Below are 17277 nucleotides of genomic sequence, written 5' to 3'. Positions count from 1 at the left end.
GGGCGGATGTTACTTGTTGTCCTGCCAGAGCTTGTTGATCTCTTCCTTGACCTTGTCGCCGCCGCTGGTGTTCCACAGCTTGATGGCGTCCTTCAAACCCTGCTCATCGATCTGGCCGGCGAGGTACTTGATCCGCGCATCAGCCACGATGTTGTCCAGCTGGGCGCCCTTGGACACGTAGGTGGCCGAGACATAGGGTGCTGCCGGGTTGTAAACCGCGCTCTTGAGATCCGCCGCCATCACTTCAGTCCGCTTGTCGAAGACCTTCTGTTCGTACACGGAGGCCTGCTTGACCGGGTAGAAGCTGTTACCAGCGACATTCATGCCCAGTTGCGCGTAGCTCTTGATGTCGGTGGCGACAGCCTTGCCCTCAGGGGTTTCCGGCTTGATCGGCGCAGCAGCACCATTTTCGAGCGTGAAGTTCGTGCCCTCGATGCCGTTGTTGAGCAGTATTGCGGCGTCCTTGCCGTTGAGGGTATTGATGAATTCCAGGACCTTGGTCAGCTCGGCTTCGGTGCGGACGCTGGATTTGGGGATGGCCAGGAAGCCGGAATAGCCATCGGTGGGGTGGGCGTGCAGTTCGCCGTCGGGGCCCTTCAGGTTCCCGACAAAACCGACCTTGTTCTCGAAGTTGTTCGGGTCTGCCTGCTTGAAGAGGTTGATCAGCACGCTGACCCGGGAGTCGACGTCGACGATGATGCCGCCCTTGCCGTTGAAGAACGGTTCATTCCACTTGGTGCCGTCGAAAGTGGCGAAGTCCGGGTTGATGAGCTTCTCATCCACCATCTTCTTGACGAAGCGGTTGGCCTCCAGGAACTCCTCGGTTTCAAAGCTCGGGATGAGCTTGCCGTCCTTCTCGGTCCACCGGTTGCCGGCGCCGTACCATTCCTCGATCAGGTCATAGGGGCTGTTGGAACCCAGGGCACCCCACTTGGGGATGGTGATGCCCCAGGTATCGTTCTGCCCGTTGCCGTCCGGGTCCTGTTCGGTGAAGGCCTTCGCTACCTTGTAAAGGTCCTCGGTGGTTTTGGGGGCCTGCAGGCCCAGCTTGTCGAGCCAGTCCTGGCGGAACATGACGGCAGCACGCATGGGAGCCCTGCCACGGTAGATACCGAAGACCTTGCCGTTGATGCTCGCGTTTTGCTGGATGTCCGGGAAGGTGGTCTTCAGGTTGGGGTACTTGTCCAGCTTGTCGGTCAGGTCCCAGAAAGCACCCGCTTCAGCATTCTTGACGAATCCCGGCGACTTGCTCTGCACCACCATGACCTGGGGGATTTCGGAGGAAGCCAGGGTGATGTTCATTTTGTCTTCGTAGGAGGCATTGGGCGTCCACGTGATGTTGACGTCCTTGCCGGTGATCTCTTCCAGCTTCTTCTGCACGGCGCCGTCGGCGCCAGGCGGCTGGGCCTCCAGGAAGGGGGCCATGATGCTGACCTTGGTCAGGTCAGCCGCGGGGGCCTCGCCCCCGCCGGCGCAGGCGGTCAGGGTCAGGGCCGTTGCGGTCACGACGGCGGCGGCCAGGCTGAGTTTTCTGTTGATCATGGTGTTCCTTGTCCACTTCTTCGGGGTTGAGTCGGTCAGTTGGTGAAGGCTGTGCAGTTGGTGCGGTTCAGTTGGCGGTGCGGGTCAGGTTTTGGGGGCGGTCAGCCCAGCGCGGACTGCCCGGCGGGCCGATCAGCTCCAGGCAGAGGGTGGCATTGAGGGCCCATTGGGAGGCCCAGTTGGTGGAAATGGCGGGATGTTCGACGACGGGCTGCCAGGTCTGCGCCTGCTGCAGCGATTCGGCGAAGGGGGCTGAAAGTCCGCCGCCCGCGTTGTCCAGCAGGATGTCCCACGCCGTGGCTGCCAGTTCCTCATCCCGGTAGTACCAGGCGCCGTAGGCCATCATTCCGGTGGCCATGGACGGCCAGCTGAAGTGGGTATCGTCCAGGGCACCGCCGGTCCGGCGCTGCTTTTCCTCTTCCGGAAGTGCGTAGAACCTGCCGAAATCGGCAAGCATACGGCGGAAGCCCTCATGGTCCAGCGCCTCAGCAACCTCAATCCAGACCTGCGGCGCACCGAAGGCGATGATCATGTGGAAGCCGCCGGCAGTGCCGGTGAACATGTGGTGCAGGTCCAGGCGGGATGCGTCGAATTCAACCGTGGGTCCGGACAGCAGCCCGTGCGGCATGGCTTCGAGCTGGCTGATGCCCTTGGTGATCCGGTCTTTCCACTGGTGGTCGCCGGTGCGCTCATATTCGCTGAACCAGTTGGACACCAGCGCCGACCAGTCGGGGCCGATCCGGATGTGGGTCCGTTCCGGGGTGCGCTCATAGAACTCACGCATGGGGTCCAGCCGGTCCAGGGCATGCTCGGCGTCGCGCACCTCGGAGAGGAGTTCCCCGATCCGTTCGTCGCCGGTGAGGAAGTAGTAGTACCGGTGCAGGCCGGCCATGCTGATCCGGACTTCCTTGCAGCCGCAACCCCAGTGGACCACGTTGTGCCGGGAACCCAGCTGCGAGTAGTCGCCGAAGTGGTGCCGGTCCACCTCGGCGCTGTGCCACGTCATGGCCTCGGCGAGGCGGAACGCCCGTGCGTCTCCGGTGCGCAGGAAGGACTGCCAAAGCCACATGTTGGGCGCGAGTTCGTTGTTGGCCCAGGCGAAGCCGCCCAGATCATAGCGCCACTGGTGGCGGTACTGGTCATAGCTGTGCATAAAGTCGCCGAAGTTCCAGTAGCCGTACCAGCCGCGCTGCTCGACCTCCTGGGTGTAGAAATCGACCAGGCCGTGGAGCCGCTGTTCCACTGCAAACCCGGCAGGGAGCGTTTCGGGCAGCCCCCAGGTGGTGCCGGCGGCGCGGGACGAGTAGTAGAGCTCCGGCGGGCAGACCGGCTGGGCAGGCTGCTGGCGTTCGCAGGCGAGCTCCCACAGCCAATCGTTGGACGGTGAAACGTCCACGAAGTCGAAGGAAATGTGCGACGTGTTGGCCACACCTTCGGGAGTGGAGCGCAGCTCGTCGAAGCCCTCGTAGGCGCTGGGCACGTAGCATTCGTCCGAGTAGTGGCGCAGGTCCATGGGCTCCACGGATTCGGCCCAGGACCAGGCGGTGAAGGAAGCTGTATCCCCTGCCATGCCGTCCACTTCAAGGGCCGCGGGGAACTTCTGCCAGAACCCGCGCAGGGTGACGGCCACCCCGCCGGTTGTGTCGCCGGCATACAAAAGGCCCTGGCTGCGGTGGCCCTTGCCCATCCGGACGGGCAGCAGCTTGGCGGCGGTTTGCTTCTCCAGCCGGAAGTAGTCCTCGGATTCCTGGGTGACCCGGAAGGCTGACCAGACGGCGTTCTGCCGGCCGACGGCGAACAGCTCCGCGGTGTCCGCCGACTCTTCGACAGCCCGGCCCGCCAGTTGGCGGGCGTAATCAGAGTTGTCGCCGCTGAACGGCCGCGTGTAAAGCGACTGGACGGGTTCGGTGTAGACGGCGGTGTCTCCCGCGATGCTGACGCGGCGGTTCAGCAGGTCCCCGCTGAGGCCCCGATCGAGCCGCAGGCCGATGCCCTTGATGATCCGGTCCTTGGCCGCGTCCTGGAACAGCAGGGTCTGGGTAACCTGCAGGGTGGGCTGGCCGGCGAAGAAGGCGAGACGGATGATGAACCGGAGCAACTCCGTTCCACGCGCAGTCACCGATCCTTCAATCCGGATCACGGTCCTGACCGCGCCCGGGGTTTCGATGCCCGCGGACTCAATGTTCACTTCTGCGTCCGGCGCACTCACCACCAAGCGAAGCGCGTTGCCAAGCTGCCGCCCGTCAGTGGCAGCAAAGGCACCGGTGAGAGCCCCTCCTGCATTACCGGCCGGGCCCGGAACGGTCACGGCGAAAGCGCCGGTGTCCACGCGGATGGCGCCGCCTTCCTGGGTGGCCAGCAGCCGGGGTTCCGCCACAGCCACCGCGGTGTCCGGTGCCAACACGGGGGCCAGCACCGGCTCCAGATCACCCGCTTCCGTTCCGGCCGGAACCACCACGGCGTGGGCAGTCCACTTAACGCTGCCGTCAGCCCAGAAAGCCAGCGGCCTCGCCTCATGGACCAGTGCGGTATCGGCGAGCCGGATATCCGCCACGTTGGCGGGGTCCAGTTCGCCCTCGGTCCACGGCCGGCCAAAGGACACAGCCGTAGCGATCCGGGGTGCCTGTTCAAGCCATTTCACAGTGAATGCTCCTCTTTGATGTCTTCCAGGACCAGGTAGTCGTAGGCCCCCAGGGTGTGTACGCCGGCGGTCAGGGTGATGGCGGGATGACCCGGGTAAGTGCCGGTTGCGGAAGGGGCATCCTCCTTCGCCAGCAGCCGGCGCGCGGGACGTGACAGTGTGAACGTGCCCGGTTCACCGCCCATGTTGACCAGCCAGTGCTGAAGCCTGCCGTTGCGCCAGCGCGGGTAGTCCACCACTGCGCCGCCCGCGGTGCGCACGGTGGGCAGTACCCCGGCGCACGCATGCTCGACGACGGCGGCAAGCGCCGCGCCGTCGTCGTCCGGTCCCCCGGTTCCGGGGTAGGCGCCCAGCAGGATCATCCGGCCCGCACCGATCCGGCGTTCGGTGGCGAATTCGAGGCCTTCCGCGGGACCGGCGGTGACCGTCCCCAGGGCGGTGGCCGCGCGGGGAGATTCAGTTTCCGGCAGGCGGAAGAACGTGCTCATGCGGGAGAGTGCGACGTCGTGTCCCAGGATGCTGCCCCGGGAACCTGAGCCGGTAGCCGGGAACTGGAACACGGATTCGACGCCGGCGGGGGCTTCCAGACCGCCCAGGGCGGAGTCAGCGTGCCACGTGTGGTGTTCCGTGCGGCCACCGGTGCCGGGCCCGCAGACCCAGGTCCCACCGGCGTGGACCCAGTCAAGGATCCGTTCCCGGTCCTGTGCCCGGAGATGGTGGACGAACGGGGTGAACAGCACATCGACACCTGCGAGGGAGGCTTCCACCGGAAGCAGGGACCGCTGGATACCGGCACGGACCAGTCCTGCGTGGAACGCTGAGATCAGGCCGCGGTAGCCTGCCCTGTCACCGGCTTCCGTCGCCAGGAATGCCTTGGCGTGGTCCGAATAGTGGACGGCAACGGCGGGCCGGGCCGGGCTGCTGTGGTCCAGCAGTGGCGTGATGGCCGGAAGCATCGCGCCGATTGCCTCGGCGCTGGAGTAGCCGATGGTGGGCTGGCCCCAGGCGCTGACTACGGAGCCGTGCGCCTGCTCGCTGCCGCCGCGGTGCTGGCGGAAGTGCCAGAACAGGAATCCGGCGGAGCCTGAAGCGTAGTTGGCGAAGGCCTCTGCTTCGACGAACCCGTGCGGGTGCGGCACGCCGTAATTCTGCACGGAGCCGCCGTGGCTGGGGCTGGTCTCCATCAGGACGGTGCGGCGGGACTTGGCCAGCCCCGGGAAATAGTCCAGGTTCATCAGGAACGCGGAATGGTTGTCCGCTGACGGGTAGGTGTCGAAGCTGGAGAAATCCAGGCCGTCGAAGAGTGCCGCGTTGTCCAGGTCGAAGCCGAAGCCGCTGTTGTGCGTCACGGGCAGGGTGCTGTGGGCACGGATAATGTCCGCCTGCTCGTGGGCAAACCGGTTGATGTTCTCCTGGCTGAACAGCCTGAAGTCGTTGACCAGCGAGGTGTTGTGCAGGAACGGTGTAGGGCCGGGAAGGGGTACCTGGGCAAGGCTTTGATACGTTTCACTCCAGACCGAAGAGTGCCATGCCTCGTTGAGCAGCTCCACCTCCTGATACTTGGCGGTGAGCCACTCCGTCCATAGCCCGGCGCAGGTTGGGCAGTGGCAGCCGCCCACATGGGACTTGAACTCGTTGTCCAGCTGCCAGGCAACCACCCGTGAGTCGTTCCCGACGGCGGCCGCGAGGGCCTGGGTGATCCGCGCGGCCCGGTCGCGGAAAACCGGGTTGTTCGTGCAGATGTGCTGCCGGGAGCCGTGCCCCAGGGCGGTGCCGTCGGCCATGTGGTGCAGGCGCTCCGGCTGACAGTGGGTCAGCCAGACCGGCGGGGTCACTGTGGGTGTGCAGAGGATGGCTTTTATTCCGTTGGTACCGAGTGCGTCGAGGGCCCGGTGGAGGACGTCCAGGCGGATATCGCCGTCGTCCGGTTCCAGGGCGGACCACATGAACTCACCCAGCCTGGCAGTGTTCATGCCGAGCCGGGCCATGTGGGCAGCGTCGGCTTCGAAGGTGGCGGCGTCGAGGACCTCGGGATAAACCGCGGCGCCATAGAGGAGGCGTTCGTCAAAGAGGCGGCCGTCAGAAAGCCGGTTGTCATAAAGCTCAGGCAACGGGTGCCCCCTGCTGCATCGGACGGAGGACGGCAGCATCCTGCACTGGAGAGCCTTGAACCGCGGCCATGTCCGTCACGGACTCGTCGTTGGCGGTGAAGAAACGGTCACACAGCCAGCCGGTCACGTAGAGCCAGGCGCCGATGCTGAAGAAGGGGATCAGTCCCGGCAGTGTCTGGCTGGCGTAAACGGCCGCGGCACTGACGAACAACAGGATGGCTGTGCCGGCCAGGTGCCGGACCGCAAAGCGCGACGAGGTCATCAGGTACTGGCCCAATGGGAGTTCGTAGCGGGCATAGAGCGGAAACAGGTAGCAGGCCACCGCAGCCAGGAAGAGCGCCGCCACGAAGGTGGCTGCAGCCATGAGCTCCGAGACCAGGCCGCCGGCCAGCGACGCGTAGTTCCAGTTCATCACCAGGACTACGGCCACAGCCATGACGGGCAAGGCCAGCGCATTGGCTCGGGCGAAGTTCGTGAGGTACTCCCGGGTGAAGGATTTCAGGAGCGGCGCGGCCTCGCCGCGGGACCGGCGACGGACCAGGATGTGGGCCGCAGCGGTTGCTGGACCTGCGCCCAGGACACCCAGTCCCAGCACCGTGAAGAGTATCCACAGCAGGTTCAGACAGGCGATCCACAGCAGCGTATCGAAGAATGAGTAGGCACGTGCGCTGAATGTTCCAGCCAGCATGGCAAAGCTCCGTTCGGTTCTCCATCGTTGCAGAAACGGTTCCAGAAGTGGGCCGCGTCACGTAAGTAATCGGTTTCTCAGAACCTAGACCCCTCACGGCGGGTGCGTCAAGCTAAATTTTGAATCGTTACATTAGTGGACTCGGCCCGGGTGCTTGCCGCACACTTGGTATTGGAAAGCGCTTGCCTGGGTACGTATGCTGGCACCGGGCCGCTCGGCCGGTCAACGCTGTCCAGCGCTTCAAGCGGCCTGTCCTGGCTTGCCTGTCCTGGCTTGCCTGCCCTGGCTTGCCTGCCCTGGCTTGCCTGTCCTGACTCGTCTGCCCTGGACTTGTCCGCTCCGGTGCGGCCACTCCCGGCCGGAGCCAAGATACTCGTGCCTGCGGGCAGAAACGGAGACCCATGGGAACGCCAGCCGGCACCGACGCCGAGTTCCAGTCCCGGAACGTACATCCTGTCCCGACGCCGGCCCCGGCGGTGGCGCAGGGCCGCACCGCGCGCGTGGCGCTGGTAGGTGTCCACGGCTTCGGCACCCACCACCTGCGGAACCTTGAGCGGCTCCAGGCCGCCGGCGCCGTCGAACTCGTAGCAGTGGCAGATCCGCAGCCTCCGGCCCCGGGATCCCTGCCGGCAACGGCCGCCGTTTTTCCCGGGCTCACCCAGCTCCTGGCGGCCTCGGCGGACCTCGATGTGATCATCGTGGCCACCCCCATCCAGACCCATGCCCCGCTTGGCCTGGCCGCCCTGGCCACTGCCGCTGACCTCTATCTCGAAAAGCCGCCGGTGGCGTCCCTGGCTGACTTCAACGCCCTCTGCAAGGCTGCCCAAAAGTCCGGACGGAGCGTGCAGATCGGCTTCCAAAGCCTGGGATCACACGCACTTGCGGCCATTGAGGAACTGGTGGCCAGCGGTGCCATCGGCACCCTGGAAGGCATTTCCGCCACGGGCCGCTGGGTCCGGGACCGGGCCTACTACAAGCGCTCCCGCTGGGCCGGAAAACGGAGCATCGACGGCGTTGACGTGGTTGATGGTGTGGCCACCAATCCCCTGGCCCACGCCGTGGCAACGGCCCTGCGGATCGCCGGAGCACGCACCATGGCGGACGTCGCCTCGGTGGAGACGGATCTCTACCGCGCCAACGACATCGAATCCGACGACACCTCGGTCATCCGGATCCGCACCGCCGCCGGCCTCCCGGTCACCTGCGCACTCACCATCTGCGCCACCGAGTCAGTGGAGCCCTACGTGACGCTGCAGGGTTCTGAAGGCCAGGCGGTGTTCCACTACACCGAGGACCGCCTCACCGTCACCACCGCTGCGGGACAGAGTGAGCAGGTTTTCGGCCGGGACGATCTCACCGAGAACCTGATTGCCCACCGCCGTGACGGCACCGGACTGATCAGCCCCCTCCTGGACAGCGGAGCCTTCATGCTGGTGCTGGAAGCCATCCGGACCGCGCCGCTGCCGGCCCTGATCGGCAGCGAGTACGTCAAGTGGGTGGGTGAGGGTGACGCTGCCCACGCCGTCGTCGTCGGGATTGAAGATGCCCTGGACCGGGCCACGCAGCAGCACGCCACGTTCAAGGAACTGGGTCTCCCGTGGGCGCCCTGATCCCTGCCGGCCTGCTGACCGACGGCCTCGCCGACTGCCTGACGGCATCCCCGCGGCCAGTCTTCGGCTGGCAACTGACCCTCCCGGAGGACGCCGACCCTGCGGCCGCCCGGCAGACCGGCTACGAAATCGCCGTGGAGGACGCCGCCGGGAAAGAGGTCTGGTGCTCCGGGCCTGTCGCGTCCGGGCTGCAAGCCAACATTCCCTATGGCGGACCCGACCTGGCAGAAGATGCGGACTACAGCTGGCGGGTCCGGGTAACTGACTCCGCCGGACGTCAGGGTTCCTGGTCCGAACCCGGCTTCTTCAGCACCGGGCTCCCGGACAACGGGTGGGCCGCCGAGTGGATCCAGCGGGCACCGGGCGGCCGGGCTCCACTGGAAATCCTGGACGGTGCCCTGCGCGTGGCGGGCTCCCCCTTCCTGCCTCTCCCCTGCGCTCCGGTCCGCCAGGTCAGGGTGGAAGCCCGCCTCAAGCCCGTGATGGGCTGGGCCGGACTGCTCCTCCGCAGCACCGGCCCCGGAACCGGGCTGCTGCTTGAACTGAACTCGGCAGGCGACGTTGTGCTGCGTCGGGCTGCGGCCTGGGAAATTCCCGCCGCTGCAACTCCGGACACCGAGGTGCTTGCCAGCGCAAGGCTTGAACGCGCTGTCCAGGCCGCTCAGGAGCGGCTGCCCGGCAAAGATCTGGTCCCCGGCACCTGGCATGACCTGGCTGTTGACGACGACGGCGGCACGATCACCGTCAGCCTCGACGGCGTCGAACTGCTCACCGTGGCGGAGCCTGCCCCAGCCGGGCTCCACGGCCGGCCGGCACTCCATCAGGGGCCCCGCAGCCAGGCCGAGTATGCCTCGCTGCGGGTCATCTCCCCGGCGGCGGCGGGCGGCACGGTGCTGCTGAACCACCGGTTCGACGGCGGACCGGAAGAGTCCCACGCCTTCCGTAGCCAATGGGCGCTCACCACCACCCACCGGCAGCCCGACGAATGGACACTCTTCCGCACCACTGTCCGGCTCACGGGAACGGTGGCCCGGGCACGCCTTTTTGCGGCAGCGAGCCACCATGCCCAACTGGCCGTGGACGGCACCACCTGCCTCAGCGTCACCTCCTTCGGCTACCCCGGGGAGGGATATTACGACGCCGCTGATGTCACCGCGCTGCTCGGCGCCCACTCACCGGTTCACCTGTCAGGCCCGCAAGGCGAGGTTCCGTTAACCGCGCTGCTGCACTGGTACGGTCCCGGCCAGGGCCGGGCCGCCGGCGTTCCCGGGTTGCTGGTCCGGCTCAGCGTGGACTACACGGACGGGCGGCGCGAGGTCTTCGGTTCCGGAACGGACTGGACGGCCGGAGAGGCGCCCTACCGCCAGTCGGGCTACCGCAATGACGAGGGCGACCCCGTGGAGCACCTGGACGGCCAGGCCGCCACAGATCTGGTTGCCGTCCCCGACCTGTTGCCTGCCCTGAGCCAGGGCGCCCACCCGGTCGCCGCCTTCCCGGCCCTGCACCCCCGGCGGACTTCCCTGGTGGAGACCTTCGTAGCACCGACGGCCTTCCTCACGGCAGCCGACGGCACACTGGTGGCGGACTTCGGCCGGGTCATCCCGGCCCGTCCGGAAGTGGACTTCCTCAACGGCGTGGCTGGCCGGACGCTCATGATCCGGGCGGGCTACGTTCTCGACTCCCACGGCAGGGTGGACACGCGCAAGACCGCCAGCCAGAACACGGACATGTCCTTCCCCTACACCCAGGCGGACGGCCAGCAGGAGTTCCACGCCACCGTCCACCTCGGCTTCCGGTACGTGGAAGTCCCCGGGGTGGAGGCGGCGGATCTTTCGCGGGTGGGAGCCGTCGTGGTCCATGGGAGGCATCCGCAGGAAGGGAGCTTCACCAGTTCCGATTCCACGCTGAACGCTGTGTTCTGGCTGCTGCGCGATTCCGCTCTGTACGGTGTGCAGGAGCAGTTCGTGGACACGCCCACGCGGGAGAAGGGCCAGTTCCTGGCCGATGCCGTCAATATCTCCTACGCCACCATGGCGCTGTTCGGGGAACACGCCTACACCGCGCAGGCGCTGCGGGAATTTGGCTGGTCCGCGGCGCGCTACTGGACCGACGGCGAAGACCTGGGCCGCTACAACGCCGTCTACCCCAACGGCGATGGGAAACGGGACATCCCCGACTTCTCGCTCATGATGCCGGAGTGGGCCGAGGAATACTACCTGCGGACCGCTGACCTGGCCCTGATCCAGGACCTGCTTCCGCACCTGTGCAACACGGCCGACTACGCGCTGCGTTACCTCGCCACGGAAGGACCGACGGCGGGACTGGTCACCGAACTGGGCGGCGGCTCCGGCCCGTATTTACGCGGAATCGTGGACTGGCCCGCACCGGGACGCTTCGGCTACGACATGGACTGTGCTGCCAAGACCACCGTGAACGCGCAGGCGTACTCGGCCCTCATCTCCACCGCCCGGCTATGCAGCCTCGCAGGCGACGAGGATGCGGCCGTGCGGTATGCCGGCCACGCCAGTGCCCTCGGCGAAAGCATCCGTTCCTGCCTCCGGGTTGACGGGCTGATGGTGGACGGCCTGCACGCCGACGGCACCCCGAGCAGGCACGCCTCCCAGCACGCCACGTCCTTCCCGCTGTCCCTCGGAATCACCGATCCTGCTGATGCGGTGGCCGACGCGCAAAGGATCGCGGACCAGGGAATGCGGCAGGGACCCATGACCGTCCACCGGCTGGTGCGCGCCCTGCTGTCCGAGGGGCTAACGGACGCGGTCCTTGATCTGCTCACCAACCCGGGCCAGCCGGGGTGGGCGCGGCTGCTCGAAGAGGGCGCGAGCTTCACATGGGAAGCCTGGGAGTTGGCGGACGGCACGGACTACAGCCAGTCCCACGCGTGGTCCGCGTCCGTGGTCAAGGAGATCCTGGAGTACCTCCTCGGTGTGCGCACCACCGTCCCGGGTGGCCGTGAGCTCCTGATCGAACCGCCGGCGTGCCGGCTCGAACACGCCGCAGGAAGTGTGCCGCTGCCCAACGGCTACGCCGCCGTCAGCTGGCGGCGGACCCCTGAGGGAATCCACCTGGAGTGCACGGTTCCCGCCGGCGTCACGGCGACCGTCCGGCTGCCGGATGGAACGTACGGAATCCAGGGCCCGACGACGGAGCAGGCCTACGTGCGTTCGCGGGATTTCAGGATCCACAGCGGAACCTGGACCTTCACACCGTCCGACCCAACCACACGGTCCGCCGCAACCTGACGGCCTCCGGACCTGACAGCCTCCCCCAGGCAAACGACGCCGGATGCGGTTCGCATCCGGCGTCGTTCGTTCATGCATGGTGACGGTTATTGGCCTTCCCGTCGCAGGGAGTCCCGTCCCCTTAGGTGAGCGAACCCTTGATTTCCGCGATCGACTTCTTTGCCGCTTCCTGCGGGGAAATGCGGCTGAAGTGCACCTCGGTGGCGTACCGGGTCAGGACTTCTGAAACCGGGCTCGATCCTGCGGGAGGAACGGCCGGGGCCTCGCCCACTTCATCGGCGATGTCATCAATGAACTTTGCCGTCAGCGCATCTGTAGGGGTCAGTTTCGGAGCAACGGCCGCGCGCACTTCCGAGTTGCCCGGGATGCCGCGGTCTGCCAGCGCGATTTCGCCGGCTTCCACGCTGTTGGCCAGGAAATCGATGAACTTCTGGGCTTCGGCGGGGTGCTTGGTCCGCGAACTGGCGGACCAGAATTGTGATGCCTTGTAGAACTGTTCGGCCTTCGCCGCATCACCCTCCACACTCGGCGGCCGGTGGATTTCCAGCGCCTGGCCCGAGGCCTTGGTCAGCGCGCCCAGCTGGTTGGACCACACCCATCCCAGGGCCACGCGGTTCGTTGCAAGGCCTTGCTGGTCCAGCGATGCGCTGGCATCTTCAGTCATCACTGAGGCGGGCGGTACCGCTTTGGCATCCCGGAGTCCGGCCTGCATTTCGAAGTACTCGGTGGCGTCCGCCTCATCAAAGCCCAGGCCGCCGTCGTTCGTGAAAAGGGACTTCCCGTGCTGGCGCAGCCAAAGGTTGAACGAGGCGTCGCCGGCGATGGCGCCCGAACCGTAGACGCCGCCTTTACTCTTGCCGGTGATGTCCGCCGCGATCTTCCGGTAGTCCTCCCAGGTCCAGCTCGAGTCGTCCGGCAGTGACACCCCGCTGGCTGACAACAGGGAGGGATTGGCCAGGACCACCAGGGCGTTCATGCCAGCCGTCACAGCGAACTGACCGTCCGCTGTCTTGCCGGCGTCGGCCGCAGCCTGGTCGAACTTGGACAGATCCACGTCCTTCAGCTTCAGCAGGGCGCCTCGCTTGGCGTATTCGCCAAGATACTGGGCGTCCATCTGGATGATGTCAGGCGCATCCTGGGACGCCACCTGGGTGGCCAGCTTGTCCCAGTAACCGGACCAGTCGCCGTACTCGCCCTCGATGTTGATGTTGGGGTTTTTGGCTTCGAAGGCATCGATGAGCTTCTGCGTCATTTTGTGCCGCACATCTGAGCCCCACCAGCTGAAGCGGAGGGTGACCGGCCCATCAGATGCGGCCGGTGAGCTCCCCCCACAGCCAGTAAGGGCCAGGGCTATGGCAGCCAGGACGGCCGCAGTCTTGGGGACGGTGGATTTTCGGGCGCGAAAGAGCATTCGATGTCCTCTGGTTGACGGCTTGCGATGTAGTGAGAAACCGCTTTCTCGAAGCTTAGGTGTGAGCCATGCCACGCGTCAAGAACTCACACAAAGTTACTTTTGCTCACAGGTACGGTCAACGGCGTGCGCGGCGGGAGTTCATCCACAGCAGGAGGCCGATGACTGCGGCGGACAGCATCCCCAGGGAACCGGTGACCACCAGGCCTGTCCGTACGCCGAATTCTTCGGTAAGCCAGCCCGCCAGCAGGCCGCCCAGGGCGTGGCCGCCCAGCAGGAGCGGAAGGTAGAGCGCCATCACCCTCCCCCGTATCCCAGGGCCGGCTTCCAGCTGGACCTCGGTTGCGGCGCTCGTGAGGAACAGCAGGGTCATCAACCCCACGGCCACCAGCATGATGACAAAGAGAACCAGTGTAGGCATGAGCGCCGCAATCAGCTGGGCGAGGCCAAATAGACCAGCCGCAGCGACGATTCCTTTGCGGCCCAGGCCCCTCAACCTTGCCGACAGGAGAGCACCGGCAAAGGCGCCCACAGCAGCCATGGTGTTGAACAGGCCGAACCCCGCCGCGCCGTTGTGCCAGACCCGCTCAGCAAACGCCGTCAGCACCACAGGTCCATTCATGCCGAAGGCCCCCATCAGCCCGGCCAGAACGATGACGAGCAACAAGGAGGGCCGCCGGCAGACGTACCGGAAGCCTGCCAGCAACTGGCCGCGGCCCCGGGCCGCTGGAGCCGTGAGGTGCAGCAGTTCCGGACGGATGGCGGCAATCATGCCAAGCACCAGCAACGAGAGCACTGTGTTGGAGGCAAAAGCTGCGGCAGAACCGGCCTGGGCTATCACCACGCCCCCGAGCGCCGGACCCACCATGGCCCCGAACTGGCCGATGGCATTGTTGAGGCCGATGGCGGGCCGCAGGCCCGCGTCGCCCACCACTTCGTTGATGAAAACCTGCCGGGCCGGACCATCGACGGCGGACGTCACCCCCAGTGCGATGCAGCTTCCGTAGACGGCCCACACGGAGATGTTTCCAGTGGCGGCCGCCGCAGCCAGCCCGGCCGCCAGGAGCGCGATCACCGACTGGCACACCATCATGATGCGGCGCTTGGGGAACATGTCCACCAGCAGGCCGCTCAGGGGGCCGATGATCAGCATCGGCAGGAACTGCAGCGCGACGGCGATGCCCACGGCGGCCGGACTCCCGGTGAGCTGCAGGACCAGCCAGTCCTGGGCCAGCCGCTGCATCCAGACGCCCATGCTGCCTGCCAGTGACATGGCCATGTACAGGCGGTAGTTGTACTGGGTCAGCGGGTGGTACCAGCGGGCCCTGGGCTGGGAGGTTCGAAGGGATTCTGCGGACTGGGGGCTGTCGGAAGACACGACGCGTCACTCAGCTCGGTAGTGATGGAAAAACAGGACTGCAGGAACTTCGGGCTAGGCGCGGGCGGACCGTATCTTTACCGCGGCCGCGGCCAGGATCAGGGTGCCGGGCACCACCACGAAAAGGGCAACGAGCATCCACACGAAGACCACTGCCCCCAAGAGCGCAGCGACCAGCAGGAGGGAACCCGTCCAGTCCCGGAGGGACAACGCCTTGCCGGTGTGGAGGGCGGCGGACCAGTGGGCCGAGGGAGTTTTCGCGACGGCGGCGGCCTGGCCGGTGTCTTTGTTGGCGCCCGAGAAGTCGGACCACGCGGCGGTGGTGCGCAGCAGCAGGACTGCTCCGGCGCCGGCCAGGATGAGCGTCGCAGGCAGCACCACGGAGCTTCCCGGCAGTTGCCCCACCGTTGCGAGCAGGAGGTTAAGGACAATCACGACGGCGGCTGCCGCCGTCGTGATTCCCAGCTTCCAGCTGCCCGGCAGGGCGGAGCGGAAGGTGCCCCCCAGACCGCGGATGGAATCATCCCTTCCGGAGAGGTGCCGTTCCAGGTGGGCGATCCCGGCCGCGTAGGCGGCCGGGATCGTGACCAGGGGAAGGGACAGCACCAGCACCAGCAGTCCGGCCAGGAGGGTCTCGGAAAACAGGGCGAAGCGGTTCACCGGGATGGGTTCGCCCCGGTCGGAGGCGGGTGTGGTGCTGTCCATGATGCTCATTTTCTTTATCCGTTATCCGCGGCTGTCAGCCTTTGAGGCCCTGGGTGGAGACGCCTTCGACGATGTAGCGCTGGAAGACGAGGAAGAAGATCAGGACCGGGAGGAGGGCCAGGACGGACATGGCGATCATGGCTCCGTAGTCCGAGGACTGGGTCTGGTCCACGAAGAGGCGCAGGGCCAGCGGCAGCGGGTATTTCTCTGGGGTGTTCAGGTAGAGCAGCGGGCCCAGGAAGTCGTTCCAGCTCCAGATGAAGGAGAAGATCGAGGTGGAGATCAGGGCCGGTTTCATCAGCGGGAGCATGATGGCGGTGAAGATCCGGACGTGCCCGGCGCCGTCGATCCTGGCTGCTTCGTCGAGTTCGGAGGGGAGGTTGCGCATGAACTGGACCATGAGGAAGACGAAGAACGCGTCCCCGGCGAGGAATTTGCCGATCAGCAGCGGGACGTAGGTGTCCACGAGGCCGAGCTGGTTGAAGATGATGTACTGCGGGATGATCACCACGTGGAAGGGCAGGAGCAGGGTGGCGATCATCATGCCGAAGAACACGCTGCGTCCCGGGAACTTGATCCGGGCGAACGCGTAGGCCGAAACTGACGCGGAGAGGACCGTGCCCACCACCGCTCCGATGGCCAGGACCAGGGAGTTGGTGAAGAAGGTCAGGGTGGAGACCCCGCCGATCCCGTCCATGGCCGTGATGAAGTTATCGAAGCTGAAGTTGTTCGACCACAGCGAGGTGTTGGCGCCGCCGATTTCGGAGTTCGGCTTGAAGGAGGACGCAATCATCCACAGGGCCGGGTAGAGCACCGCGCACGTAAGGGCAAGTGCCACGGCGTGGAAGATGCCGCTCTTGATGCGCTTGGCCAGCACGGATTCTGATTTGGGGTTGTAGTCGGCCAGCTCGATGTCCGCTACGGGTTTGGTGGGGGTTGCCATGGTTGTCATTTCGTGTCTCCGCTGTAGTGGACCCAGGACTTGGAGGTTTTGAAGATGACCAGCGTGATGATGCCGACCACGATCAGCAGCAGCCAGGCCATGGCCGAGGCGTAGCCCATCCGGAAGTCGCTGAAGCCGCGCAGGTACAGGTAGAGGGTGTAGAAGAGGGTGGAGCCGGCCGGGCCGCCTTCACCGTTGGAGATGATGTAGGCGGAGTTGAAGATCTGGAATGCGTGGATGGTTTCCATCAGCAGGTTGAAGAAGACCACCGGGGAGAGCATGGGCCAGGTGATGTTCAGGAACTTCCGGATGGGGCCGGCACCGTCCATCGACGCCGCCTCATACAGGTCCGCGGGGATCTGCTTGAGGCCGGCGAGGAAGATGACCATCGGGGCGCCGAACTGCCACACGGTCAGCAGGATCATCATGGGAATGCTCAGGTTGGGGTTGCCCACCCAGCCGCCGAGGTTGATGCCGAAGAAGGACAGGCCCTGGTCCACCGGGCCGGAATCGCCGAACATCGCCTTCCAGACGATCGCGATGGAGACCGACGCGCCGATCAGGGACGGGGCGTAGAACGCGGACCGGTAGAACCCCTGGCCCTTGCGCTTGCTGTTCAGCAGCATCGCCACGGCGAGGGCGGCGGCGAGCTTGAGCGGGGTGCCGAAGACCACGTAGGAGACGGTCACGCCCACCGACTGCAGGAACCGTTCGTCCTGGAACAGGGTGGTGTAGTTGTCCAGCCCGATCCACTTGGGCGGTTCGAACAGGTTGTAGTTGGTGAAGGAGAGGTAGAGCGAGGAAACCATCGGGCCTACGGTCAGGGCGATGAATCCCAGCAGCCAGGGCAGCAGGAAGGTGTAGCCGGCGCGGGCGTCCGCCCCGCTCCGCTTGGATTTGCGCGGAGCGGGAGCGGACGGCGATACCGAACGCCTGCTCAGGGTTGGGCTTTGAGTCACGAGTTCATTCCGTCAGTTGTGAAGGCCTG

Annotated in this window: 11 protein-coding genes; 2 read left to right on the top strand and 9 right to left on the bottom strand. The window is 65.9% G+C overall.

The window, feature by feature from the left end:
* Positions 1–9: 9 nt before the first annotated feature.
* The 4 genes from ACS5PJ_RS06390 to ACS5PJ_RS06375 form a co-directional block, all read right to left on the bottom strand.
* A complete protein-coding gene (locus tag ACS5PJ_RS06390) occupies positions 10–1542 on the bottom strand; it encodes an extracellular solute-binding protein (RefSeq protein WP_439434064.1) in 1533 nt (510 codons plus the stop codon).
* Positions 1543–1609: 67 nt separating this feature from the next.
* Positions 1610–4183, bottom strand: a complete 2574-nt coding sequence (locus ACS5PJ_RS06385) for an exo-rhamnogalacturonan lyase family protein (protein ID WP_439434063.1) — start codon at positions 4181–4183, stop codon at positions 1610–1612.
* A complete protein-coding gene (locus tag ACS5PJ_RS06380; RefSeq protein WP_439434062.1) occupies positions 4180–6294 on the bottom strand; it encodes a beta-galactosidase in 2115 nt (704 codons plus the stop codon). Before ACS5PJ_RS06380 ends, ACS5PJ_RS06385 begins: the two co-directional genes overlap by 4 nt.
* Positions 6287–6982, bottom strand: a complete 696-nt coding sequence (locus tag ACS5PJ_RS06375; protein WP_439434061.1) for a YesL family protein — start codon at positions 6980–6982, stop codon at positions 6287–6289. The genes ACS5PJ_RS06380 and ACS5PJ_RS06375 overlap by 8 nt, the downstream gene beginning before the upstream one ends.
* Before the next feature lie 401 nt (positions 6983–7383).
* On the opposite strand from ACS5PJ_RS06375, the gene ACS5PJ_RS06370 reads away from it, so the two are divergent.
* Together ACS5PJ_RS06370 and ACS5PJ_RS06365 are read left to right on the top strand one after the other, a co-directional pair.
* Positions 7384–8592, top strand: a complete 1209-nt coding sequence (locus ACS5PJ_RS06370; RefSeq protein WP_439434060.1) for a Gfo/Idh/MocA family protein — start codon at positions 7384–7386, stop codon at positions 8590–8592.
* Entirely contained in the window at positions 8580–11852 is a 3273-nt protein-coding gene (locus ACS5PJ_RS06365) for a family 78 glycoside hydrolase catalytic domain (protein WP_439434059.1), read from the top strand. Before ACS5PJ_RS06370 ends, ACS5PJ_RS06365 begins: the two co-directional genes overlap by 13 nt.
* A gap of 121 nt (positions 11853–11973) precedes the next feature.
* On the opposite strand, the gene ACS5PJ_RS06360 is transcribed toward ACS5PJ_RS06365, so the two are convergent.
* The 5 genes from ACS5PJ_RS06360 to ACS5PJ_RS06340 all read right to left on the bottom strand — a co-directional run bounded on the left by ACS5PJ_RS06360 (position 11974) and on the right by ACS5PJ_RS06340 (position 17248).
* The gene (locus ACS5PJ_RS06360) at positions 11974–13263 is read right to left on the bottom strand and encodes an ABC transporter substrate-binding protein (RefSeq protein WP_439434058.1); all 1290 of its coding nucleotides are present in this window, start codon (positions 13261–13263) and stop codon (positions 11974–11976) included.
* Between the two features lie 118 nt (positions 13264–13381).
* Positions 13382–14641, bottom strand: a complete 1260-nt coding sequence (locus ACS5PJ_RS06355; RefSeq protein ID WP_439434057.1) for an MFS transporter — start codon at positions 14639–14641, stop codon at positions 13382–13384.
* A 54-nt stretch (positions 14642–14695) separates the two neighbouring features.
* Positions 14696–15355 carry a Poxvirus protein I5 gene (locus ACS5PJ_RS06350; RefSeq protein WP_439434056.1) on the bottom strand — a complete coding sequence of 220 codons (660 nt, stop codon included), beginning with the start codon at positions 15353–15355 and terminating at the stop codon, positions 14696–14698.
* Between the two features lie 25 nt (positions 15356–15380).
* Positions 15381–16298: a carbohydrate ABC transporter permease gene (locus ACS5PJ_RS06345; RefSeq protein WP_439434055.1), complete on the bottom strand. Its 918-nt coding sequence runs from the start codon at positions 16296–16298 to the stop codon at positions 15381–15383.
* On the bottom strand, positions 16295–17248 hold the full coding sequence (locus ACS5PJ_RS06340; RefSeq protein WP_439434054.1) for a carbohydrate ABC transporter permease: 954 nt from the start codon (positions 17246–17248) through the stop codon (positions 16295–16297). Before ACS5PJ_RS06340 ends, ACS5PJ_RS06345 begins: the two co-directional genes overlap by 4 nt.
* Between the last annotated feature and the right edge of the window lie 29 nt (positions 17249–17277).

The sequence above is a fragment of the Pseudarthrobacter cremeus genome (assembly GCF_051857465.1).
In the GTDB taxonomy this organism is placed as follows: Bacteria; Actinomycetota; Actinomycetes; order Actinomycetales; family Micrococcaceae; genus Arthrobacter.
Note: the sequence above shows the minus strand (reverse complement) of the source record. Positions and strands in the feature narration are given on the sequence as shown.

What these genes read in the sequence shown, in the direction of transcription:
- ACS5PJ_RS06390 (WP_439434064.1), bottom strand. Translation starts at nt 1,542, where the DNA reads ATGATCAACAGAAAACTCAGCCTGGCCGCCGCCGTCGTGACCGCAACG.
- ACS5PJ_RS06375 (WP_439434061.1), bottom strand. Translation starts at nt 6,982, where the DNA reads ATGCTGGCTGGAACATTCAGCGCACGTGCCTACTCATTCTTCGATACG.
- ACS5PJ_RS06370 (WP_439434060.1), top strand. Translation starts at nt 7,384, where the DNA reads ATGGGAACGCCAGCCGGCACCGACGCCGAGTTCCAGTCCCGGAACGTA.
- ACS5PJ_RS06360 (WP_439434058.1), bottom strand. Translation starts at nt 13,263, where the DNA reads ATGCTCTTTCGCGCCCGAAAATCCACCGTCCCCAAGACTGCGGCCGTC.
- ACS5PJ_RS06350 (WP_439434056.1), bottom strand. Translation starts at nt 15,355, where the DNA reads ATGAGCATCATGGACAGCACCACACCCGCCTCCGACCGGGGCGAACCC.
- ACS5PJ_RS06345 (WP_439434055.1), bottom strand. Translation starts at nt 16,298, where the DNA reads ATGACAACCATGGCAACCCCCACCAAACCCGTAGCGGACATCGAGCTG.